This window comes from Gulosibacter massiliensis (genome assembly GCF_900626105.1).
Classification (GTDB): domain Bacteria; phylum Actinomycetota; class Actinomycetes; order Actinomycetales; family Microbacteriaceae; genus Gulosibacter; species Gulosibacter sediminis.
The window spans coordinates 2,035,209-2,056,514 of record NZ_UYZX01000001.1 but is presented as its reverse complement, the minus strand read 5'-3'; the positions used below and the strand labels follow the sequence as shown (position 1 = coordinate 2,056,514).

At 62.8% G+C, this 21,306-nt stretch carries 17 protein-coding genes; 6 read left to right on the top strand and 11 right to left on the bottom strand.

Annotated elements, in window-relative coordinates:
• Window positions 1-73 precede the first annotated feature (73 nt).
• The gene (locus tag EJL01_RS09725) at window positions 74-2,581 is read right to left on the bottom strand and encodes an SNF2-related protein (protein WP_241209164.1); all 2,508 of its coding nucleotides are present in this window, start codon (window positions 2,579-2,581) and stop codon (window positions 74-76) included.
• Window positions 2,582-2,698: 117 nt separating this feature from the next.
• On the opposite strand from EJL01_RS09725, the gene EJL01_RS09720 reads away from it, so the two are divergent.
• A protein-coding gene (locus EJL01_RS09720; RefSeq protein WP_241209163.1) for an IS3 family transposase occupies window positions 2,699-3,873 on the top strand; the annotation gives its coding sequence in 2 pieces (ribosomal slippage) (window positions 2,699-2,978 and window positions 2,978-3,873; 1,176 coding nt in all).
• A 77-nt stretch (window positions 3,874-3,950) separates the two neighbouring features.
• On the opposite strand, the gene EJL01_RS09715 is transcribed toward EJL01_RS09720, so the two are convergent.
• The 9 genes from EJL01_RS09715 to EJL01_RS09675 all read right to left on the bottom strand — a co-directional run bounded on the left by EJL01_RS09715 (window position 3,951) and on the right by EJL01_RS09675 (window position 15,629).
• Window positions 3,951-6,530 (bottom strand): DEAD/DEAH box helicase, encoded by a 2,580-nt coding sequence (locus tag EJL01_RS09715; protein ID WP_125107307.1) that lies wholly within the window; start codon window positions 6,528-6,530, stop codon window positions 3,951-3,953.
• Window positions 6,530-8,692 carry a site-specific DNA-methyltransferase gene (locus EJL01_RS09710; RefSeq protein ID WP_125107306.1) on the bottom strand — a complete coding sequence of 721 codons (2,163 nt, stop codon included), beginning with the start codon at window positions 8,690-8,692 and terminating at the stop codon, window positions 6,530-6,532. Before EJL01_RS09710 ends, EJL01_RS09715 begins: the two co-directional genes overlap by 1 nt.
• 3 nt (window positions 8,693-8,695) lie before the next feature.
• Entirely contained in the window at window positions 8,696-8,884 is a 189-nt protein-coding gene (locus tag EJL01_RS09705) for a helix-turn-helix domain-containing protein (RefSeq protein ID WP_125107305.1), read from the bottom strand.
• Between the two features lie 318 nt (window positions 8,885-9,202).
• Window positions 9,203-11,482: a heavy metal translocating P-type ATPase gene (locus tag EJL01_RS09700; protein ID WP_241209162.1), complete on the bottom strand. Its 2,280-nt coding sequence runs from the start codon at window positions 11,480-11,482 to the stop codon at window positions 9,203-9,205.
• A gap of 93 nt (window positions 11,483-11,575) precedes the next feature.
• Window positions 11,576-12,070, bottom strand: a complete 495-nt coding sequence (locus EJL01_RS09695; RefSeq protein ID WP_241209161.1) for a CueP family metal-binding protein — start codon at window positions 12,068-12,070, stop codon at window positions 11,576-11,578.
• A 215-nt stretch (window positions 12,071-12,285) separates the two neighbouring features.
• Window positions 12,286-12,882, bottom strand: a complete 597-nt coding sequence (locus tag EJL01_RS09690) for a DUF305 domain-containing protein (protein ID WP_125107303.1) — start codon at window positions 12,880-12,882, stop codon at window positions 12,286-12,288.
• Window positions 12,883-12,960: 78 nt separating this feature from the next.
• The gene (locus EJL01_RS09685) at window positions 12,961-13,281 is read right to left on the bottom strand and encodes a hypothetical protein (protein ID WP_125107302.1); all 321 of its coding nucleotides are present in this window, start codon (window positions 13,279-13,281) and stop codon (window positions 12,961-12,963) included.
• Between the two features lie 904 nt (window positions 13,282-14,185).
• The gene (locus tag EJL01_RS09680) at window positions 14,186-15,367 is read right to left on the bottom strand and encodes a tyrosine-type recombinase/integrase (protein ID WP_125107301.1); all 1,182 of its coding nucleotides are present in this window, start codon (window positions 15,365-15,367) and stop codon (window positions 14,186-14,188) included.
• Between the two features lie 4 nt (window positions 15,368-15,371).
• The gene (locus EJL01_RS09675; RefSeq protein ID WP_125107300.1) at window positions 15,372-15,629 is read right to left on the bottom strand and encodes a helix-turn-helix domain-containing protein; all 258 of its coding nucleotides are present in this window, start codon (window positions 15,627-15,629) and stop codon (window positions 15,372-15,374) included.
• A 492-nt stretch (window positions 15,630-16,121) separates the two neighbouring features.
• Between EJL01_RS09675 and cmtR the strand changes: the two genes are divergently transcribed.
• Genes cmtR through EJL01_RS09650 form a run of 5 tightly spaced genes read left to right on the top strand, consistent with a single transcriptional unit; the run spans window position 16,122 to window position 19,845 of the window.
• Window positions 16,122-16,481, top strand: a complete 360-nt coding sequence (gene cmtR / locus EJL01_RS09670) for a Cd(II)/Pb(II)-sensing metalloregulatory transcriptional regulator CmtR (protein ID WP_026936347.1) — start codon at window positions 16,122-16,124, stop codon at window positions 16,479-16,481.
• Window positions 16,478-18,394 (top strand): heavy metal translocating P-type ATPase, encoded by a 1,917-nt coding sequence (locus EJL01_RS09665; RefSeq protein ID WP_028707591.1) that lies wholly within the window; start codon window positions 16,478-16,480, stop codon window positions 18,392-18,394. The genes cmtR and EJL01_RS09665 overlap by 4 nt, the downstream gene beginning before the upstream one ends.
• Complete coding sequence (locus EJL01_RS09660) at window positions 18,394-19,002, top strand: cadmium resistance transporter (protein ID WP_125107299.1); 609 nt, start codon at window positions 18,394-18,396, stop codon at window positions 19,000-19,002. Before EJL01_RS09665 ends, EJL01_RS09660 begins: the two co-directional genes overlap by 1 nt.
• Complete coding sequence (locus tag EJL01_RS09655; protein WP_026936350.1) at window positions 18,999-19,523, top strand: signal peptidase II; 525 nt, start codon at window positions 18,999-19,001, stop codon at window positions 19,521-19,523. Before EJL01_RS09660 ends, EJL01_RS09655 begins: the two co-directional genes overlap by 4 nt.
• Before the next feature lie 10 nt (window positions 19,524-19,533).
• Window positions 19,534-19,845 carry a thioredoxin domain-containing protein gene (locus EJL01_RS09650; RefSeq protein WP_026936351.1) on the top strand — a complete coding sequence of 104 codons (312 nt, stop codon included), beginning with the start codon at window positions 19,534-19,536 and terminating at the stop codon, window positions 19,843-19,845.
• A 7-nt stretch (window positions 19,846-19,852) separates the two neighbouring features.
• Here the strand turns inward: EJL01_RS09650 and EJL01_RS09645 are convergent, their stop codons facing one another.
• Entirely contained in the window at window positions 19,853-21,154 is a 1,302-nt protein-coding gene (locus EJL01_RS09645) for a hypothetical protein (protein WP_125107298.1), read from the bottom strand.
• Window positions 21,155-21,306: the final 152 nt, after the last annotated feature.

The following is a 21,306-nucleotide window of genomic DNA, read 5'->3' as shown; positions in this document are numbered from 1 at the left end:
CACGTGCATCTTCCTCTTCCTTGTTGAGCTTTCGCACCTCGGCGTCGTACTTGGCTTTGTGGTCCTTCAGCCGTCACTCCACGAGGTCGCCCTGCTCAATACTGAACTGTGCCGTTCGGTTCTGGACTTCCTCGTTGAATTGTTCGCTCTGTTGCATGAGCGCGGCCTGCAACATGCTCGTGTCGATAGCTTCGGTGTCGGATATGGACACGCAGGTGAGATCCAGAAGTTGCTCGACCTGTTCGGCGTCAAGAAGCTTCCCGCCATCAGTGCGACCAGCGCTGAGCACGTAGGACTCAGTAACAGGGTCGCTTCCGGAGCGCATCGTGAAGGTCAGTAGCTCGGCAGCTAAGAAGCCGCGTTCGCCGACAAGCTCACGCGCGGCGGAGGCAACTCGATCCGAGGCTGCAATAGAGAATACGAGGTTGGCCATAGGTGTCTTCTCGGTGAGCGCACTTTGCACCACGAACCGTCCGAGGTCGCTGCCGTACCGGTACTGATGGGCGCCAAGTTGCGGCTTCGACTTGAAGAAGTACTTTCCGGTCGGAATCCCCTCGGCAGGAGCGTGCGTGAGCGTGAAATTGTGACCGTCAGAATCAAACTCAGCGAAAGAGTCGAGTTGGCGGCGCGTCACACGAAGCAAGAGCTGCTCAAACCTGTTGAGAACGACGTCTTGCTGGGTGTCGTAGCTCTTGAGCTTGTCTTGCACGTTCGGGTCAAGGTTGTCGAAGACACGAGCCCGAGTTGAACGCATCTCTTGGCTGATCTCAGCTTCGTACTGACGTTCCAGCTCATCGAATGCGGCATTGATGTCGTCTGCGGTGCGGCATCGTTCAAGGATCGCGGCGATGGACTTCTCAAAGTCGAGTCCGTCCTCGATCGACCCGAGCACTTCGTCTGAGGCGCCAAAGACGGACGTGAAGAGGTTGAACTTCTCGGTGAGTAGTTCAAGGATGCGCTCCTCGGCGAGGTTTCCTTGATTGGAGAAGTTCACGACGATCACGTTGTGCTGTTGACCGAAACGGTGCACACGACCGATGCGTTGCTCGACGCGCTGTGGGTTCCAGGGGAGGTCGTAGTTGACGAGCATCGAGCAGAACTGCAAGTTGATGCCCTCGGCAGCGGCTTCGGTGGCAATCATGATGGTGCCGCGTTCGCGGAACTCGTCGACGAGTGCCTTGCGTCGGTCTGCCGACGGGTTCCCTGTAATCAGGTCTGACCCCTCGTTTGTCTCCAACCAGGCCCGGTAGATCTCGGTCGCTTCGGGGGAGTTGTTCGCGCCGTTGAAGAGCACCAAACCTTCACCGCGCCCTCCCGCTCGAAGTGCTGAGGCGAGGTACTCCTGTGTCTTCGTTGAGTCGGTGAAGATGATCGCCTTCTGTGGGGCGCCGATCTCGGCAAGCTTGGCGAAGCCCTGGTCGAGAGCGTCGAGAAGTTTGACAGCCTTCTGGTTCACTGTGATCGATCGCGCCAGATCCGCGTAAGATCGCAGCTCCGCGACCTCAGCTGCGATCTCCTTGCGGGTCGCCTCGACAGCCTCGGCATGCTCGGGAGACGGGAGTGCGAACAGGGCCGACTCCGAGGCCTCGAGCTCTTCATCTGTCATGTCTTCGTCGACCAGCGCTCCACGGTTCGAGCGGCGGCGGCCAGACTGTAGTTCCGCTTCGAGTCTGTTGGCGATGCCTTCGAGCGTTGAGGCAACCGCATACGTGGAGGAGCCGAGGCGTTTACGCAGGATCAGCGCAGACAGGTGCCGCTGAGAACTCGCGAATGCGTACAGAGTTGGGCGTTGCAGGTAAGCGTTGACCTTGTTGTAAAGGTCTTGCTCTGCAGGTGACGGCATGAAACCGAACGTGAGCGGCATCCGTTCGGTGAAGCGAATGTACTTCTGTGCGTCTTTCCGGAGCGTCCGCTTCGCCAGGTGAGAGATGCGCATCGAGAGATCGTCGTTCCCGTAATCGTCGGGATGGTCGACGTACCGCTCTTTGAACCCTTCGATCGAGTGAAAGAACCCGGGATCGAACACGGAGACGAGGCCGTACAGCTCTTCGAGCCGGTTCTGCAGCGGCGTCGCGGTGAGGAGGAGCGACTTCCCAGCCGAGCCCATCACTTCGGAGACGGCCTGCGCGATCTTCGCGTCGCTGCCCCTCCAGAACGAACGCAGGCGGTGCGCTTCATCCGCGACAACAAGGTCCCAGTGGCGGGCAAGATCATCAACATTGCGAAGCACGAACTCGTACGAGCAGATCAAGACATCACTCGAGAGAACCGCACTCGGTTTCAGAAGCTGATCTTTGTTCTTCGAATCAAGCAGCTTCGATGAGATCGCGAACTTTTCGTCCAGCTCCTGCCGCCACTGCTGACGAAGCGATGACGGCGCGATGATCAGGATTCGTCGCTTGCGCTCGGCCCAATACTGGCACAGCACGATGCCTGCCTCTATGGTCTTCCCAAGACCCACCTCGTCCGCCAAAATGACACCCGGCGAGGTGGAGGTCTGCAGTGCGAAAAGTGCAGCATCGATCTGGTGCGGCTTCGGCTCGACCTGCGCGTCGAACAGTAGCCCAGCGAGCTTTCCCACATGGTCAGACGCGTACGAACGCTCCAATTGGTGTGCGTAGAAGGGACTGCCGAAGGTTTGGTTGACTCCAAGACCGCATGATTCCTGAGAGGGCGTCGTGCTGAAAGGATGGCAACCATGCCGAAGATCACCTACACCGACGAGTTCAAGCGCGACGCGGTCGCGTTGGTCGAGTCGGGTATCCCTCAAAAGCAGGTCGTCAAGGACCTCGGAGTGGCGAAAACCACGCTGCAGGCATGGCTCCGTGACGCGAGGTTCAAGTCCTATGGGATGACCCCGACCACCGATCCAGAGGCGCGCAAGGACATGTCGCAGGCACTGCGTCGGATCCGGGAGTTGGAGATGGAAAACGAGGTGCTACGGCGCGCGGCGGCGTATCTGTCGCAGGCTCACATCACGCCCCCAAAATGATCTATCCGCTCGTGAAGGAGATGGCCGCGGTCGGTGCCCGGGTGAGGGTGCCGGTGGCGGTCGCGTGCCGGATACTGGGATTCTCCAAACAGGGCTACTACAAGTGGCTCAAGCAACCGGTGTCAGCCCGTGAGGCCGAGGAGCAAGAGCTCATCTCGGTGTTGCATCAGCTTCACAACGACGACCCGGAGGGCGGCTACCGGGTGCTGGCAGACGACCTCGCTGAGTTGGGCTACGAGTTGTCCGAGCGCAGAGTGTGGCGGTTGTGCCGGGTCGCCGGCATCCAATCGGTGTTCACCACGCGGAAGACTCGCTACAAGAAGGCCGGCGCGCCGGTTCACGATGACCTGGTCAACAGGCAGTTCAGCGCCGACGGCCCCAACGAGCTATGGCTGACCGACATCACCGAGCACCGCACCCGCGAGGGCAAGGTCTACCTGTGTGCGATCAAGGACGTGTTCTCCAACCGGATCGTCGGCTACTCGATCGATTCACGGATGAAGGCCCGGATCGCCGTCAACGCGCTCGAGATGGCAGTGGCCCACCGAGGCCGGCCCGCTGGGGTGATCGTCCATTCCGATAGAGGGTCCCAATTCCGGTCGCGCCGCTTCCGCAAAGCGCTGAAGCGCCACAGGCTACGTGGCTCGATGGGCAGGGTCGGGGCATGTGGCGATAACGCCGCGATGGAGTCGTTCTTCGCGCTCCTGCAGAAGAACGTCCTCGACCGTCGATCCTGGGGCACACGAGAGGAACTGCGCCTGGCCATCGTGTCCTGGATCGAGGGCAAGTACCACCGCAAACGCCGTCAACGCCGACTCGGGAAACTCACCCCCATCGAGTTCGAACTCATCATGAACCCAGCCGCTACACTGGCGGCATAAACCCGGAGGTCAACCAAACCTTCAGCGGACCCGAACTTCACCTGGTGCGCGGTCAACGGTATTGCCAAGATGCAGTCCTACCGGTAGTCGCTTGCCAGGTCAGACTCGTACAAGGCTTTCGCGTCATGAATGCTGCGAATCGCGTCGCGCACTTGATCGCGCTTCAGATCGAGCACACGATAGATGCCGTTCGTTTCAGCCACGGACTCGATTCGACGGAACTCGCCACCATATTGTTCGGCAAACTCGGCAAGCCCGCGGAGCTTCGGCATCGCGTCGGCGAGGTGATGACCGTGCGGGTCGACCAGATCGGCGACGATGCCGTTCTGGCCCTCTGCGAAGAAGATGAAGTCGGGTCTGAGCGCCTTCCAGTTACGTGATCCGTCCATGTAGGCAATCGCGAGCGATTCCTTCACCGCACGATCCGGGTTGCGCCACCACCCGATGAAACCATTCCTGTCGGACTCGGCTGCGAACACGTGGCGTTCCCACGAGTTCAGTTCAACCGGGTAGTCACCCGTGTTGGTGACCATGAGGTGGTTACGGTAGACCGGCAAGTCAGTCTCGGCGCCGTCGGCTTCCCGTGCCTTGGTCTCTGCCTGCCCAGTCTTTGGAGTCACGAGGCTGATGCGTTCGGGCTCGGTCGACATGCCTTCAAGACGGTCATACTCGGCTTGCTTCTCGTCGCTGAGGTTCTTCCGATCGACTCGGGTGTCGGTCAACCATGCGCGAGCGAGACGATCGGCTTCGGCCTCGACGCTTGCGACGATGTCGGGCACGAGCCCGATTGCTGCCACTTCGATGTATGCCTCGAGCAGGTCGTCTTCGATGGCGTCTTCGGGCACGAGGTAGTCCACATACGACGAGCACAGCGCCGGGCTCAGGTTGCGCTCGGCAACCTTGTACGCCTCGGTAATCGCGCGAGTGTCGGCCGCGAGCTCGAACGACGAATTCACCCACAGACCGCCACCGAGCCGTGCCCGCAGTTCCTCTCCTGACATTGTCAGCACGTCTTCACGCGCAAGGTCCACCTGCACCTTGTATTGCATGGCACGTGACGCCACGACGTTGTTCAACTCGTCGTGTGCGCGTTTGAGTGCCTGGTCGACGACCTTGTCCTTCGTGAGCGCAGCTGCAAGCGCGGTGAATCGTTTGATCGGCTTGCTGCGGTGCTTCGGAATCGTCACGGTTGGAAGTGATTCAAACTTTTCCCACACCTGCGCAGGAAGATCCGGGTTCGGATGCAGCAACACCGGGTCGAACAGCACCCGGCGCCCTTCGCCACCGCCGCTGTCACCCTCATCGTCTTTCGAAGTTGCGCCGTGCATGAGCATCTCGGCGACACGCATCGCGGTGGTGCGATCGAAGTACGGCAGCATGCAGTCAACTGAATTAAGTACCTCGTTGCCGGGGATACGGCGCGCCAGCGGCGTGCGGATCATCCGCCCGAGCAACTGCGTGATGTTGGTCGGGTCAGAGGCGGGGCGGAACGACACCAACACCTCGGCGCGCGGGCAATCCCACCCCGTGGAGATCGCCGACTTTGCGATCAGCACTCGCACATGCGTCGAATCCTGCACCCGCTGGGGCTCGATATACGGGATGGTATAGCCGCCGACCTTGAGGTCCTGATGCTCGCCAAACACGTTCGCGATCGCACCGTGATCGAGTTCGGGCCAAGATTCGAGGATCGTGTCGATCGTACGCACGAGTGTCTCGTCGCTCGGCTTATCGGCCATTTGCACGACTAGGAGCGGTACTACGGAGTCAACTTCTTCCTGCTCCCGCGTGTAGGCATCCCAGGCCCGTCCTGCCTCACGGATCTTGTCAACGGCTCGCCGTAGCAGCACAGTGTCGAACGCGCCGGTCTCGGCTGGAATGGACAGCACGATATCGTCCTTGAGTAGACCGGATGCCTGCACCAGTGCCGAGTCAACCTCGACACTTGGTAGAGCTGTGCGTCCCGTCACGGACTTCATCGCCTGCTCGAAACGCTCCACAGTTGCGGAGATTCCAAACACAATTGGAATCGGCGGAACCTGCCCTTGACCGTTGATCAGCCGCTGCACAATCGTCGAGCGATCGCGTTGCGGTTTCATGCCACGGTGAGCCTCATCAAGCACCAGATACAGCGTGAGTTCTTTGTTCTCGATCGTGTTGATGATCGTGTCGTAGATGTTCGACTGCATCTCATCAGGTGCAGGGGTCAGCTCATCGATCGTCGCCGTCGGGTCGAGCCTGGCGCCGGCGCCCTTGACCAGGTTTGAGGTCTTGCTGAGCTTCTGAGTATTCAGGAAATAGACGTGCCCCGGACGGAAGGAGGTTTCACGGAAGTCGTTTGTGATGAGCTTCAGCCGCCAGTCCAACTCGCTGGATGCTGCCTGAATCCGGGCGCGGGATTGTTCGTTCAGTGAGGGGTCATCTGAGAACCACAGCACGACCGCTCCGGGGTCAGCCGGGAAGTCAAACTCGTCAGACCCCGAGATGAGCGCTTCGATGACGGCTGCTGCCATCACAGTCTTCCCAGCACCGGTGGTAGCAGAGAGGGAGAATTGTGACAGCGACCCATAGCGCTGGTACATGTCCTTCGCCTGGGCCAGATTCCGGAGTACGGCACCGACAGCCTCAGCTTGATAGTCCTTGAGTGTGTACCGCATCAGATTGCCCGCCCCTGATTGATCTCAAAGTTCTGTAGGTACGACTCGTAGAGCCGTACCATGTCAAGCTCCGACGGAAGCTCTCGGCAGACCATCTGGAACGCGGCATCGTCGTCGGTGATGACGAACACCGTGCGCACATCCTCGGCGTCGCGCATCGCGGAGAAGAAGGCTTCAGCGTTGTCGATATTCTCCAGCACTGCGTACACCTCGGAGACATCCCACCCACGATCATCGAGATCATTAATGATGCGGCCTGTGGAGCCAGCCCTCATCCACAGCATTGGTGCGATGCGCTCGAAAGCACGGTTGTGGCGTACCGAGAGCGGCGACTCGTAAGTCAGGGTCAAGAACGCGGCGTTCTCCTCGAACCCATCGGCCATTGGGGACTCATCTGTGAACTTGTAGTCGCCCTTGATCGGTTCGCCATCAGGCGTGCGACCGGTGATCGCAGCACGGATGCGAGGCTTCGTAATGTAGTCGCAAATGCCCCACTGCTCCCATTCGGGGTCGCCGGGGCGAAAACCCTGCTGGCGTAAGCCCTTCTGCTCGTCGGCTCCCACCTCATTGTTCGTGACTGAAATGCACTGGCGGGACCCGCCGTCCTGTTTGTTCAAGCGCATCACAGCGTGTGCCGTTGTGCCTGAACCGGAGAAAAAATCTAGAACAACTGCGTTCGGTTTGTCTTTGACAAAGAACCGCAAAGTGTCTTCGACGGCATAGAGTGACTTCGGGAACGGGAAGGGGCGTCCACCTAGAACTCGGCTGAGTAACTGCGTGCCGTAGTCTCTTGCGAAATGTCCCTGCTGGTACCAAACGCTGGTAGGTGGATGGCGGTCTATCGCAACGTCACCGAAGTCAAAGATGATCGAGCCGTCATCTGCACGCCCCGCCTCCCGGTACTCACCCCTTTGGAGTTTCTCAATCGTGCCTTGGCGAAGGTACATGACAGTTGGCAACCCGGTTGCACGATTGACGGTACCGAAGCGCGCATGGCCCGTACTAAAGTACTCAGCCAGTTTTGGTCCTGATACTTGCCAGGTCTGTTCGGAGCCGTCTGACGCCAAAGGCCAAATTGCGTCTGTCCCCTCCGGAGGTTGATGTGTCGAGCGGTCAACGCCACGAGGGATGGGCTCACCAACGGAATGAAATCGACCGGTCTCGCGTTCCCGATGCACCGGGTAGAAAAGTACAGGACTTTGCCGGTTTGCACGAAGCGCTGCGGCTCCGCCGGTCCGTGTAGCAGAGAACCAAACTGTTGGGTCTTGGCGCTTCGATTTACCTTCGACTCGATCGCTGGACAACATATTGCGAGACCAGTTGCCAGCAACTGCTGCACCCAGAAACAGTACGAATGCATACTCCTCGACCCGAGTGAATCGACCACTTCTAATCGAGCCCGCGTGGTTCGTGACGATCGTAACAAGCTGCTTGTCTGATTCGGGAAAGAGCTGGTCGAGTAGTAAGCCTAAGCGGAGAACTTCCTTCTCGTCGATCGTGGCGATGAGCACGGAATCTTCTGGGTTCAGAAGCTCACGTGCTATAACAAGACGTCGCTCCATGAACGCGAGCCACTTCGAGTGGCGGTAGTCGTCGTCGCCTTCGACGTAGTCGTTGTTGTACTTCCAGTCGCGAGCACCGGTGTTGTACGGAGGATCAATATAGATCGCGTCGACTTTGCCACGGTGCGTATATGTGAGCATTTCGAGGGCGTGGTAGTTCTCGGCATTGATCACAGTGTGGAACGGCTTGTCGCCGCCGTGCTCGACCCGTCCGGTTTCAACGAGACCGGGGAAGATCTTGTCGTCGAACTCGGCGACGACGACGAGATCGTCAAGCGATGCGGTTTGGCGCTCGGGCTCATCGGTGACGTTCTCGACTAACTGTGCGAGCTGCGCACCGGTCTCATCGAACGTGAAGGATTCGACGCGCCAGAGCCGTGAATTACGCTTGGCGATCTCTCCTCGCGGCGGAAGCACACGCACCTTCGATCCGCGGCGTATGGGTTGGCCGGGTAGTTCGACGGCCTCGGGCTGGTGGCGTTCGAAAACCAGCCCGAAGCTGCGTCGCTTCGTGAGTGCGGTGATCTCCTTTTCGAGATCCGCACCGAGCTGAGGGTCGGCGCTGCGCAGTTGACGGAGAAGATCCGTAAGGCGTGACATTGGCTATTCGTTCTCCTTTGTCGAGGCGCCGCCTTGGCGCACCCACTCGTCGACTTCGCTTGCCTGAAACTTCCACAGGCGCCCAACCTTGTGAGCGGGCATGTTCTGAGTACTGATCCACGCATACACGGTGTCTTTCGAGACGCCGAGATGGGAGGCGATTTCGTCGGCAGAAAGCCATGGCTCAGTCATGTCGCCTCCGCGGCGGCTCGGTGGAACAGACGGTACTAGACCGGATCTTATCGGCTACAGGCCAGTTATCTCGGAATGAGCACGGCCTTTCGGTCGCATCCATGCATCGAGGCAGCGTCTGCCCGGGGAGATATGGCGAAAACCGGCACGAACGATGAGAACTTGGCGTCGCCCCGTTTGGCATGTCGATGCGCATCCACTTACCCATGCCGCGACCGAGTACTGATGATCTGCCCATCATTCGGGTGTACTCGGCCGCGGCAACAGGACCGTCGCTTAATCGCGCGCGGCCCGGGTTGATTCGATTCGTCTTCTGACTCAATGGGTCAGGGCGGATTCGCGTTTCGTCGGTTGGAGTGGTGCCAGCTTCTCTGGGCCCAGCTCATGACGACGGAGCAGTTGAGCGTTCAGAGCGACGATGATCGTGGAGAGCGACATCAGCACGGCCGCTGCGGCCGGTGGGAGTGTGAATCCGATCGGCGCGAGCACACCCGCGGCCAGCGGCACAGAGATCACGTTGTAGGCGGTTGCCCACACCAGGTTCTGCACCATCTTCCGGTAGGAGGCGTGTGAAAGCTCGATCGCACTCAACACGGCGCGCGGATCGCTCGATACCAGAACGATGCCTGCCGACTCGATCGCGACGTCGGTACCCGCACCGATCGCGACACCCACATCCGCGCGGGCAAGAGCAGGTGCGTCATTCACGCCGTCGCCAACCATCGCGACCTTGTAACCGCGGTCCTGCAACTCGGCAACTTTGTCCGACTTGTCACCGGGCAGAACCCCAGCGAAGACCTCATCGATGCCGAGGTCAGCTGCAACCGCATCCGCCACCTGCTGGGCGTCGCCGGTGATCATGCCCACGCGGATACCGCGTCGATGCAGTTCATCGATGGCAGCCCGCGACTCGGGACGAATCACATCTTGCAGGGCGAATGCACCTTCGATGCGACCGTCGATAACCGCGAAGAGGACGCTCGATCCAAGCGACTCCCATTCGGAGACCTTCGCTTGAATGCCCTCGGGGATGGACAGACCAAGTGAATCGAGCAGGCGCGGTCCACCGACCCGCACTTCGACGCCATCCACTGATGCTGTGACTCCTACGCCCGGCTCGGAACGGAACGCGTCCACCGATGGCATTGCCGATCCGGCAGCGTGTTCCTGCGCCCATGCGCCGATGGCGCGGGCGACCGGGTGCTCGCTGGGGGATTCTGCGGCGGCAGCCAGCAGGAACGCGCGCTCCGGGTCGGCGCCCGGGACGATGGTTGCCGCCGTGACCGCGTGGCGACCTTCGGTGAGGGTTCCGGTCTTGTCGAACATGACGACGTCGACGCTACGCATGCGCTCAAGCGCCAGACGGTCCTTGACGAGAACGCCAGCGCGAGCGGCGCGCTCGGTTGCGATGGAGATCACGAGCGGGATGGCAAGACCCAGAGCATGCGGGCACGCGATGATCAGCACCGTCACGGCGCGGGTGATGGCATCGGCGGGGCTACCGACAATGAGCCACACGATCACCGTGATGATGGCCGCGGTGACTGCGAAGTAGAACAGCAAGGCCGCTGCACGGTCGGCGAGTGCCTGCGCACGGGTGAACGATGCTTGCGCATCAGCAACCAGTCGACGAATGCCAGCCAGCGCGGTGTTCTCGCCAACGGCGGTCACACGAACCTGGATTGCGGAGTCAGTGGCGATGGTGCCCGCTGTGACCGCGTCTCCAGCGGTGCGGGTAACGGTCGTTGATTCACCGGTGACCATGGACTCATCCATGTCGGCGAACCCTGTTTCTACAGTGCCGTCGGCTGGCACGCGCCCTCCGGCTCGCACGAGGACGAGGTCACCCGTTGCGACATCGGTGCTCGGCACTTGCTCCACGGTTCCGTCTTCGCGGACCAGCTCGGCGGTATCGGGCAGCAATGCAGCAAGGGCATCAAGAGCGCTTGATGCCCCACCGAGCGCGCGCATTTCCAGCCAGTGCCCGAGGAGCATGATGACCACGAGCAAGGCGAGTTCCCACCAGAAGTCGAGGTCAAGCCCAGCGCCCAGCGACGTGGCCCAGGACGCGAGGAACGCGACGGTGATGGCCATCGCGATCAGCAGCATCATGCCTGGTTGCCGAAGCCGGATCTCCCGGAGCGCGCCCTTCAAGAACGGCATGCCGCCGTAGAAGAAGATAACCGTGCCAAGGACCGGGGCGATCCATGTCGTCCAGCCGGTTTCAGGTATGTGGTAGCCGAAAATCATCGCGACCATCGGACTAAAGATGACCACCGGAATCGACAGCACAAGCGTCACCCAGAACCGGTTGCGGAACATCGCGACGCTGTGTCCGGCATGCGCACCCGTGTCATGATCCGCGTGGGCTTCGTGGTTCGCTGCCCCGTGGGCATGGCCCGCATGAGCGTCGTGGGCGGCAGGCTGATCCAGACGCGCGTCGGTAGCGGTTTCAGCGTGCGCGTGGTGATCAGGATGCGCCTGTGCCTGATGATGGTTGTGGTCGCCGGATGCGTTGTCCCTAGTTAGCGCCTCCGGCGGGTGATCGCCGTGACCTCCCGAGTGGTCGTGGTGCTCATGGGCTGGATCTCGATGCATGGTGAAGTCCTTTCTATCGGCGGGTGCATCGGGCTCGATGCCCCGCTGTTGTCGGGTGGGAGTCGCCGTGTCTCATCGGGCGGCTCCCGAAAATCACGTGAGTTGGAGCGTGGTGATGCAGGTCGCCGCGTCGTTCGCGGTCGAGAACGGGGTTTCGCCGGTCTTCCCGTCGTACGTCACCTCGATCGTCCCGCTCAGGTTGCGGGGGAGCCAGAACCCAGCGAACCCGTTGTCGAACGTGGTCGTGGTTTCTTCGAGAATCACGTCACCGGTCGCATCGTCGATGAACCGCACCTCGATTTGCTGCGCAGAGAGTTCTCCTCGGCAGGTCGTGAGGCCGTGGTAAAAGCACTCGTGTGTTTGCGAAACGAAGGGGGCAACCGAGACATAGGTCACGTCATCCGGCATGTCCAAGGAGACTTCGGTGACGTTGTCGGTCAGGACGAGGGCATCGGGCTGCACGGATGCGATCAAGTCGGTAGGCCGGTCGCTCACGTTCATCCGGTCGAGCGTGTCGACGATCTCCCTCGCCGACATGTCGGTCAGGTTGTGAGAGGCGAGCAGGTCGGCACTGGGTGTGTTGGGCACCGCAGCATCCGGGGCGGAGCACCCAGCCAGCGTAAGGGAGAGGATTGCCGCAGCTGCCGCGGCAAGGGTTGTGAATCGCTTCATAGCGTCGTCGTCTTTCAGTCGAGGCCCGGCTGTGGCCCTGGCTAGCCAAGGGTGCGCAACCGGTGCTGTGTGTTGGTGTTGCCGGGGTCGGCGCGCAAGTAGTTTCGCGCCGACCCCAGGGGGATGGGTGGTTAGAGGCGCAGCAAGATGTCGCGCATGGTCTCGATCTCACTGTTCTGGGTGTCGATGATCGCCTGTGCCATCGCGACGGCATCCGGATTCACCCCGGAATCGACCTGAGCTTGCGCCATCTCCACGGCGCCCTCGTGATGCACGATCATCTGCTCCAGGAACAGTCGGCTCGCGTCGGGTCCAGTTGCGGCTTCGAGTGCCTGCATGTCTTCCTCGGTCATCATGCCGTCCATGTGGCTGCCGTGGCCCATGCTCATGCCATCGGTTGCGGCCTGTGGCATGCCCCAGGTTTCGAGCATGGTGTTGAGCGTGTCGATCTCAGGCTGTTGTGCGGCTTTGATTTCTTCGGCGAGGGTGACAACGCGAGGGTCGATGTCATCCTTCGCGAGAATCAGGTCGGACATCTCGACGGCTTGCACATGGTGAGGCACCATCATCTGCGCGAACATCACGTCAGCAGAGTTGAAGTCCTCCGCCACTGATGATGGCGCTGTCGAAGTAGCAGGTGCGGGTTCCGCTGGGCCAGTCGTGCAACCGGCAAGGACCAGTCCGGCGGCGAGGATGCCCGGGACAATAAATAAGGTTCGGAGTTTCATGAGTTATTCCAATACGTCGAAGAATTTGGGATCGGCAAAGCGAGGCCATGCGCACGTGGCGCGGCCCCGGTAGACCGATCAAGTTCGACTGATGGAGAGTTCTTGCGGCGACGGCGTCATCGGACGAGGCGCACCGCGGACATGCACTGCGATCTTCAATGCGCGCGCACCGAACCAGTGATCGGTGGCCAATCGCCGGGCAAGAACGAAGAGAAAGAACACACCTGCGGTCAGGAACACGAGCATGCAGATGACCTGGACCATGTCATGTTCGCCGCAGCTCGCTCCGCAGGCGACACCGGAATCCGCAAGTCCATCTGCGTGCGCGGCCGTTGGGTGCTCGCCATGCCCGGAGGTGACCGCCGTCGGGGCGCTTCCAGGCGCGGCTTCAGCGTGCATTACCGACGCCGTTGCAGGTGCGGCCTCGTGGCTCCCACCATGCCCGAAGGCGTGCATGAGTACGGCGCACAGGAGGAGAGCACCGAGTGCGAATAGCGCAACGAGGAACCGGGGTGGGTGCGGGCGGACCGGACCCGAAGGGGCGGTATTCGTTATCGACATACCTCCACCTCCCGGGCCGGTAAGACTCAAATTGCCTCACCCATTCTATTCAATATCATTCCGCATGATACCTCCCCGGGGTATTCAACGGGAGCGTGGCTTCTGCGTGGCATGTGCCAAAGGACGGAGCGAGCAGCTGTCCGAGGTCGGCACCCACGGCGCTGACCCTGCGCACTGAACCAAGGTATGCCGTAGAGATTCCTGTCGCCTGGACTTGATCGATCACGCCGGTCGTAGGCATAGACCAGACCTTCGTCTGTAGCCCCACGCGTCTGGCAGATCATGGATGAGCGGTCCACAAAGAACTCGATGATTTACGATTTCCTCGATCTGCCAGAGGCGTGGCAGCGGAAAGGTCATGTGTGTATATATCGGCGCTTGACTGGCACCTTGGGAGACGATGTGCACCTATTTTTATGTATGCACACTGGCGGGAGGAGACTGTCATGCCCAGGTCGAACTCTTGCGCGTTCGAAGTAGTTTTGAGCTGGAGGAGCAGGCATGCGGGTGTGACGCCCAACCTCAATCCCAACCGCCATCCCAAAATCCGCATGAAGCGCTACTTCACGGGTTCAACGGTCCCTCCGAATCGGCGGGACCTGAAATTCCGCGGATCAGGTGACGGTGCCGCAAAATTTTGCGGGGCCGTCACGCTACCTCTAGTCCGTTTCTGTCACGTCGCGAGTGGTTGACCCGAGGTCGGCGGACATGCTGCAACGGAACGCCGAGCATCCGCGAATGTCTACGCTTTCTTCCCGAAAGCGCGGTCGAGCATCTCGGCGGTCGCCGGGTTGACCATCTCGTTGCGGCGGATGTAGTGCTGCACCGTGATCGCCGGGTCCGTGTGTCCGAGTAGCTCGGCGGCAAGGTCGACGCCCGCCTCATTGCTGATTGCGGTGGCAACCGTGCGACGAAACATGTGCGGCGTGATGCCCTCGATGCCTGCGAGGTCGAGCACGTGCCGAAGCTGCCTGCGCACGTTGTTCGTCGTCAGCGGGCCACCGTCACGATTGCAGAACAACAGTGCATCAAGCGAGGCATCATCACGGCGGGCAGGCCTGAGCCGCACCGCCTCGGCAGCGAACGCGGGGAGCGCGACGGTGCGTCTGGACTTCGCGGTCTTGGGATGATCTTGCCGCTGGGTGGGTTCGCCGCGGTGCGCGACGATGGTGCCGCTAATGCGAATCGACGGCGGGGCGCTCACGATGTCGATATCGCGGCGACGGATCGCGAGCACCTCACCGATGCGGGCCGACGTGCCGAGCATCACCTCGACGATCGCGCCGAGCTGCCCGTCCGGTTTCGGTCCGGAGGGTGAGACCCCGGTCTCCCAGAATGCGATCGCAGTGCGGATGGCGTTCACCTCGGCGGGGGTGAGCGCGTTCGGTGTCGTCGGGGGTTTCCGGAGCCTTGAGACGTGATCCATCGGGTTACGCGGCAGCACCTCGTGCCTTACCGCGAGCCCGAGCGCGAGCCGCAATGCTACTCGGGCCTGCTTGGCACGGTTGTAGCTTTGCTTCGCCAGCTGCTTCAAGAAGTGGTCGCAGCGGGCGACACCGATCTCGCGCAACGTGAGGTCTTTGAACGCGGGAAGTACGAGCGTGCGCATGTTGCGTTCGTACAGTTGACGGGTGGTGGTCGAGAGCCGGTCTTCAAGGTCGAGATCTTCAAGCCAGTACGCCACCAGGTCGGGGAAGGGACTGTCGGCAGTGAGCCCGATGCCTTCGGGCTGGTAGAGCGTGCGCTCGGCAAGCTTCGCTTTCAACCGTTGCTCGGCGGCGCGCTTCATGTCGCCGGTGGCTTGCACGAGCCTGGACTTTCCATCCCAGTCGCGATACCTCGCACGGGCGGTCACGCGATCGTTCGACGCGGTCTGGAACCCGATCGTGCCGAACGTGCCGATGGTGAGGCGTGGGCGGCTCATCGCGTCACCTCCCGTCGAGCGGGAAGGTCTGGGCGCCGTCGCGTTGCTGCTCGATCCAGACACGTACATCGGAGACGGCGAACTTCAGGTGTTTGCCGAAGCGGTACGCGGGCGGGCCGAGGCCGCGGGTGCGCCAGTCGTAGATCGTCGAGACGGGGATGCCCAAATACGTGGCCAGCTCGCCGACATCGATCAGGGGCTCCAGGCCCCACGGGGTGGGTTGTGCTTCGGTGTCCATGTCGAACAGGTGCACGGCGCGCATCGCAGCTGACCGTACACAACCGGAGCGGTCGGGGCACTGCCGGGTGAATGATGCCCGAGTGCCCTTTCGGCGTGTCAAAAAGATGGGTTTGTGTTGACCGGATCAAATCTCACCTACGAAAAAATCGCGGGAACCCTTGAGTTTCCGCGATTTTTTGGTCGGGCTGACAGGATTTGAACCTGCGACCCCTTGAGTCGAAGAAGGGTTCTCCCTCCGTCACGCTTGATAGCCGTAGATCCCTTGCGGGAGTAGGCAAGTCGGGAGATCCCACAACCCGTCAGATCCCGTCAAAACCGGCAAAAGCCCGGAGCTTGCGGGTACATTTGCGGGTACATGGATTTTGGGCTTGAGCGCTCCACAAGGAGCTGGCACGTACTGGTAGCACCGATTGTTGCTGAGTCGCGTATTCATCAGATGTCGACTGCTGTTTCGCCTTGTGGCGGAGGCTGATGCATCCGGCGATTGATCAGCCTGTGCTGTATAGTTCAGTGCATGCTGACTATTGCTTCTCGACTCGACGTCATGAACCGGCTCGGCCGGGCCATGGCGGATCCGACGCGTTCCCGGATCCTGATGACCCTGCTCGAGGGACCGAGCTACCCGGCGGTGCTCTCGCGTGAGCTGGAGCTGACTCGCTCGAACGTGTCGAACCACCTCACCTGCCTGCGCGACTGCGGCATCGTGGTCGCTGAGCCGGAGGGTCGCCAGACTAGGTATGAGATCGCTGATCCGCACCTCGCGGCCGCTCTCATCGCGCTGGTGGATGTGACTCTGGCTGTCGACGAGCACGCTCCGTGCGTGGACTCGTCGTGCACCGTTCCGGGTTGCTGCGGAGCGGGAGCAGACGCGTGAGCGCGGCATGCGGCTGCGAGCACGAGCCGACGACCACGGCAGTCGATGAGAGCGAGGAGAAGGAGCGGCCCTGGTGGAGGGACCGCGGGATCATGGTGCCGGTCTTCTCCGGTGTCGCGTTCCTCGCTGGTCTGATCCTTGAGTGGTCCGGCATGGAGATCCCGGCACTGGTGCTGTTCTGGGTCGGCTTGCTGCTGGGCGCGTCGACGTTCACGCCGGGCGCGATCCGGAAGCTGTTCAAGGGCAAGCTGGGCATCGGGCTGCTGATGACGATCAGCGCGGTCGGCGCAGTCGTCCTCGGCTACGTCGAAGAGGCTGCGGCGCTGGCGTTCCTCTACTCGATCGCAGAGGCGCTGGAGGACAAGGCGATGGACCGCGCCCGCGGCGGGCTGCGAGCGCTGCTGAAGCTGGTCCCCGACACCGCGACCGTGCGCCGCGACGGCGCTTCGGTGGAGATTGCGGCGAAGGACCTCGCGGTCGGGCAGGTCATGGTGGTTCGTCCCGGCGAGCGGATCGCGACCGACGGAGTCGTCCGTGCGGGGCGCTCCAGCCTGGACACCTCGGCGATCACGGGCGAGTCGATCCCGGTCGAGGTCGAGCCCGGCGACGCCGTGTCGGCCGGCGCGATCAACAGCGCCGGTGCGCTGGAGGTCGAGACGACGGCGGCGGGCACCGACAACTCGCTCACGACCATCGTGGAGCTGGTGGAGCAGGCGCAGGCGGAGAAGGGCGAGCGAGCGCGCCTCGCGGACCGGATCGCGCGCCCGCTGGTCCCGGGCGTGCTGGTCCTCGCGGCCCTGGTCGCCCTGGTCGGCTCGCTGTTCGGGGACCCGGAGCTGTGGATCACCCGAGCCCTCGTCGTCCTCGTCGCCGCCTCCCCGTGCGCGCTGGCGATCTCGGTGCCGCTGACGGTGGTCGCGGCGATCGGCGCGGCGAGCAAGTTCGGCGTGATCATCAAGTCCGGCGCGGTGTTCGAGCGCTTCGGCACGGTCCGCCATGTCGCCGTCGACAAGACCGGCACCCTCACCCGCAACGAGCCCGCCGTCACCGCGGTCCTCGCCGCGGACGGCGTGACCGACGCCCAGGCGCTGGCCTGGGCGGCTGCGCTGGAGCAGCACAGCACGCACCCGCTGGCCGCGGCGATCACCGCCGCAGCCCCCGGAGCCCAGGCTGCGGAGGGCGTGACCGAGCAGGCCGGGCACGGCATCGAGGGCAAGATCGACGGGACTCGGATCACCGTCGGCAGCCCCCGCTGGCTCGACGCCGGGGTGCTCGGCGACCAGGTCGCGGGCCTGGAGGAGCAGGGCATGACCGTTGTGATCGTGCACCGCGACGGGGCCCCTGTCGCCGCGATCGGCGTCCGCGACGAGCTGCGTCCCGAGGTCCCCGAAGTGGTGCGGACTCTCGCGGCGCAGGGCGTCGGGGTGACGATGCTCACCGGCGACAACGCCCGCACGGCACGGGCGCTGGCAGCGCAGGCCGGTATCAGCGACGTGCGCGCGGAACTGCGTCCCGAAGACAAAGCGACCGCGATCGGGGAGCTGTCAAAGGCGGGGTCGGTTGCAATGATCGGCGACGGCATCAACGACGCCCCCGCTCTGGCCGCCGCGGACATCGGCATCGCGATGGGCGCGACCGGCTCGGACGCGGCGATCGAGTCCGCCGACGTCGCGTTCACCGGCCACGACCTCCGCCTCATCCCGCGCGCGTTCGACCACGCCCGCCGCGGACGCCGCATCATCAACCAGAACATCGTCCTGTCGCTGCTGATCATCACCGCGCTGCTGCCGCTCGCGCTGTTCGGCGTCCTCGGACTCGCCGCTGTGGTGCTGGTCCACGAGATCGCCGAGGTCGTCGTGATCCTCAACGGACTCCGCGCCGCCCGCACGCGTACCCCACGGCTGGAGAGCTGATGCTTGCGACCATCGGCTCAGCGATCGGCTTGTTTGCTGCGACCAACATCGATGACATCGTCGTGCTGACCGTGCTGTTCCTGGCCTCCAGCCGAGGGAAGCCGCGACCGTGGCAGATCGTCGCAGGCCAGTACCTCGGGTTCATCACCCTCGTCGTGATCAGCGTGATCGCCGCGCACGGCCTGACCATCGTCCCCGACGAATGGGTGGGCTTCCTCGGCCTGATCCCGCTCGGCATCGGCATCTGGACCCTCGTGCGGGGCCTGCGACGCAACGGTGACGACGATGACGACGACGAGAAGATCACCGCGGTCGGGCTGTGGGGCGTCGCCGGGATCACGATCGCCAACGGGGCCGACAACATCTCCCTCTACACGCCGATCTTCCGCACCAGTTCGCCCGGCGACGTCGTCGTCATGATCGCGGTGTTCCTCGTCCTCGTCGCCGTCTGGTGCGCTGCTGGACGCCTGATCGGAACCCACAAGGCCGTCACCGAAACGCTTGAACGCGTCGAGCACTGGCTCGTACCCGTCGTGTTCATCGGCCTGGGCCTGTTCATCCTGATCGATTCCGGCGTCATCGTCCGCCTCGTCGAGGTCCTCGCATGACCCCGGACGCGGCTGCCGATGCTGAGCTGACGTCGGGAGAGCGGCAGCAGAGGGGGCGTTGGCGGCTCACGGCGGGGGCACTCGCGCTCGGCGGGCTCGTCCTCCTGATCGATCAGGGGACGAAGGCATGGGCGGAGGCCACGCTCACAGTAAGTGAGCGCCTCCCGCTGATCGGCGACCTGCTGGGCCTGCAACTCGCTTACAACCCCGGCGCGGCGTTCTCCTTCGGTGAGGGTTCCACCTGGGTGTTCGCGCTGGTGGCCGTCGCGGCCACCGTCACCGCGATCGTGTTCGCGTTCCGTGTCCGACACCCCGGGTGGGCGATCGTGATCGGCGCGCTTGGCGGGGCCGCCGCCTCCCACGCCGGCGACAGGCTTTTCCGTGCTCCAGGGTTCGCCCAGGGGCACGTCGTGGACTTCCTCGCCTACGGGAACTGGTTCATCGGGAACGTCGCCGACGTCGTGATCGTCACCGCCGCGATCGCCGGAGCGCTTCTGATGATCCGCGGCAACGAGAACTGAGAGGACCATCATGGAGATCATCCTGCAGTATTTCAACGGCTGCCCCAACTGGGAGGTGCTCGACCAGCGGCTCGCTGAAGTAGTCAACGACCGATCCGATGTCAGGGTCATACGTCAGCTGGTCGAGACCCCCGAGGACGCCGTGCGCCTCGGGTTCCACGGCTCCCCAACCGTGCTCGTCGACGGCATCGACCCGTTCGCCGACGAGCGTACCCACGTCGGGCTCGCCTGCCGGATGTTCCGCACGCCAGCTGGGATCGCCGGGTCGCCGACCGTCGAGCAGTTGCGCGAAGCGATTTCCGGCCCGGGCGCTGACGTGTGATGCTCGTTCAGGCGTGGTCGGAACGGAGTGCCGGATAGTCGGACCAGTCACCGCCGGCGAGACGCGACCATGCGGCGGCGGACGAGGTCGTGATGCCGAGGAGATCCGAGACGATCAGGGGATGCATTTGCCGGGTGAGCTCGATGAGCGCTGTGGTGCGTGCGCTTCCCGCGAGCAGGCCTTCGGCGCGAAGACGACGGCTCAGCGGGCCCGGGGTGAGGTGATTGCCTGGGTTCCGGCCGGGGAACAGCCATCCTTCAGGATGGTGCTTCGCGGCGTCGGCGAGATCGCTGATGGCGTCGCCAAGGATCTCGGGGAGCCCGATCGGCTCGGCCCCGACGGTCAGCGTGACGGGCCGCGAGCTCGTATCGATCTGTGTCCGGGTGATCGTGACGATGCGGGTCAGCTGGATGCCGTAGAGCAGTACGAGGAGCCCGGCTGCCCGGGTCTTCGGGTCCATGCCGGCATCCGACAGGAACTTGCGAGCCATCTGCCATCGGTGGTCGGAGGCGTAGCTTCGCCCTTCGAGGCGATGGGCTCGGAACTCGACTCGGAGGGTGCTCATCCGGTGCCGTCGTAGCCAGCGAGTGAATGGTGCCAGCGCGTCACGCTGGCTCGGTGAATCAGTCAGATATGCGTCGAGCCGGCGCTGCGGGTAGGTTGCCAGCGTCTCTTGCTGTGACCGAATCTCTCGAAGAAGCGCGGCGCAGTACTTCAGCGCGGCCCGTTGCCTTTGGAAGCCAGCGGCTGGACTCGATGTACTGCGGGGTACCGCTCGGAAAGCCCGGGTGGACCGGAGGAGCTCCCAGGTGCAGTACCGGCGCAGGACCAGCCGGTCCTCGGCATGTTCGATGCCCGCCAACCATCCATCGAGCCAGTGGTCGAAGCGCGTGCCTTCGACATCGATCTCCGGAAGCACTCCTGAGCGGACCAGAAGCGAGAGGAGGAACGCTACCGACTGTCCCGACCGGGCTCGGGTGATGATCGCCTCGGCGGTGAGTGGCAGGGTTCCGTCCGCGATCTCGCGGAGCACCATCGCGCACTTGCTCTTGTGCATCCAGCGTTCGAACGATGCGGCTTTGCTGTGGTGCGTGAGCAGATAGTCCGCAAGGGGGTGGAGGTCCGCGCGGATCTCTCCCGCGTCGTCGGCGAGCAACTGCTGGATCGCGACGGGCCGGCGGCACTCGACGCAGAGATGATGCTTGCGGATCTCCTCGATCGAGCCACACCCAGGGCAGGCCATCGTCACCGGAGCGCCCGCGCAGTCGGCGCAGACCTTCTGACCGTTCATGAAACCGGTCAAGAACACCCTGCGCCCGCACTCGGGACAGGGCTGCGGTCTACGCATCGCGTAATAGCAGCGTGCGCATACCCGTCGCCCGTCAAGGTGGGAGGCGACCCGGCCAGGTTCTCCGCAGAGACCGCAGGTCTTGATCGGTGCGGTATAACAGGCCAGGCAGA

What these genes read in the sequence shown, in the direction of transcription:
- EJL01_RS09715 (WP_125107307.1), bottom strand. Translation starts at nt 6,530, where the DNA reads ATGCGGTACACACTCAAGGACTATCAAGCTGAGGCTGTCGGTGCCGTA.
- EJL01_RS09660 (WP_125107299.1), top strand. Translation starts at nt 18,394, where the DNA reads ATGCTTGCGACCATCGGCTCAGCGATCGGCTTGTTTGCTGCGACCAAC.
- EJL01_RS09710 (WP_125107306.1), bottom strand. Translation starts at nt 8,692, where the DNA reads ATGTCACGCCTTACGGATCTTCTCCGTCAACTGCGCAGCGCCGACCCT.
- EJL01_RS09680 (WP_125107301.1), bottom strand. Translation starts at nt 15,367, where the DNA reads ATGAGCCGCCCACGCCTCACCATCGGCACGTTCGGCACGATCGGGTTC.
- EJL01_RS09685 (WP_125107302.1), bottom strand. Translation starts at nt 13,281, where the DNA reads ATGCACGCTGAAGCCGCGCCTGGAAGCGCCCCGACGGCGGTCACCTCC.
- EJL01_RS09700 (WP_241209162.1), bottom strand. Translation starts at nt 11,482, where the DNA reads ATGCATCGAGATCCAGCCCATGAGCACCACGACCACTCGGGAGGTCAC.
- EJL01_RS09650 (WP_026936351.1), top strand. Translation starts at nt 19,534, where the DNA reads ATGGAGATCATCCTGCAGTATTTCAACGGCTGCCCCAACTGGGAGGTG.
- EJL01_RS09675 (WP_125107300.1), bottom strand. Translation starts at nt 15,629, where the DNA reads ATGCGCGCCGTGCACCTGTTCGACATGGACACCGAAGCACAACCCACC.
- EJL01_RS09655 (WP_026936350.1), top strand. Translation starts at nt 18,999, where the DNA reads ATGACCCCGGACGCGGCTGCCGATGCTGAGCTGACGTCGGGAGAGCGG.
- cmtR (WP_026936347.1), top strand. Translation starts at nt 16,122, where the DNA reads ATGCTGACTATTGCTTCTCGACTCGACGTCATGAACCGGCTCGGCCGG.
- EJL01_RS09690 (WP_125107303.1), bottom strand. Translation starts at nt 12,882, where the DNA reads ATGAAACTCCGAACCTTATTTATTGTCCCGGGCATCCTCGCCGCCGGA.
- EJL01_RS09705 (WP_125107305.1), bottom strand. Translation starts at nt 8,884, where the DNA reads ATGACTGAGCCATGGCTTTCTGCCGACGAAATCGCCTCCCATCTCGGC.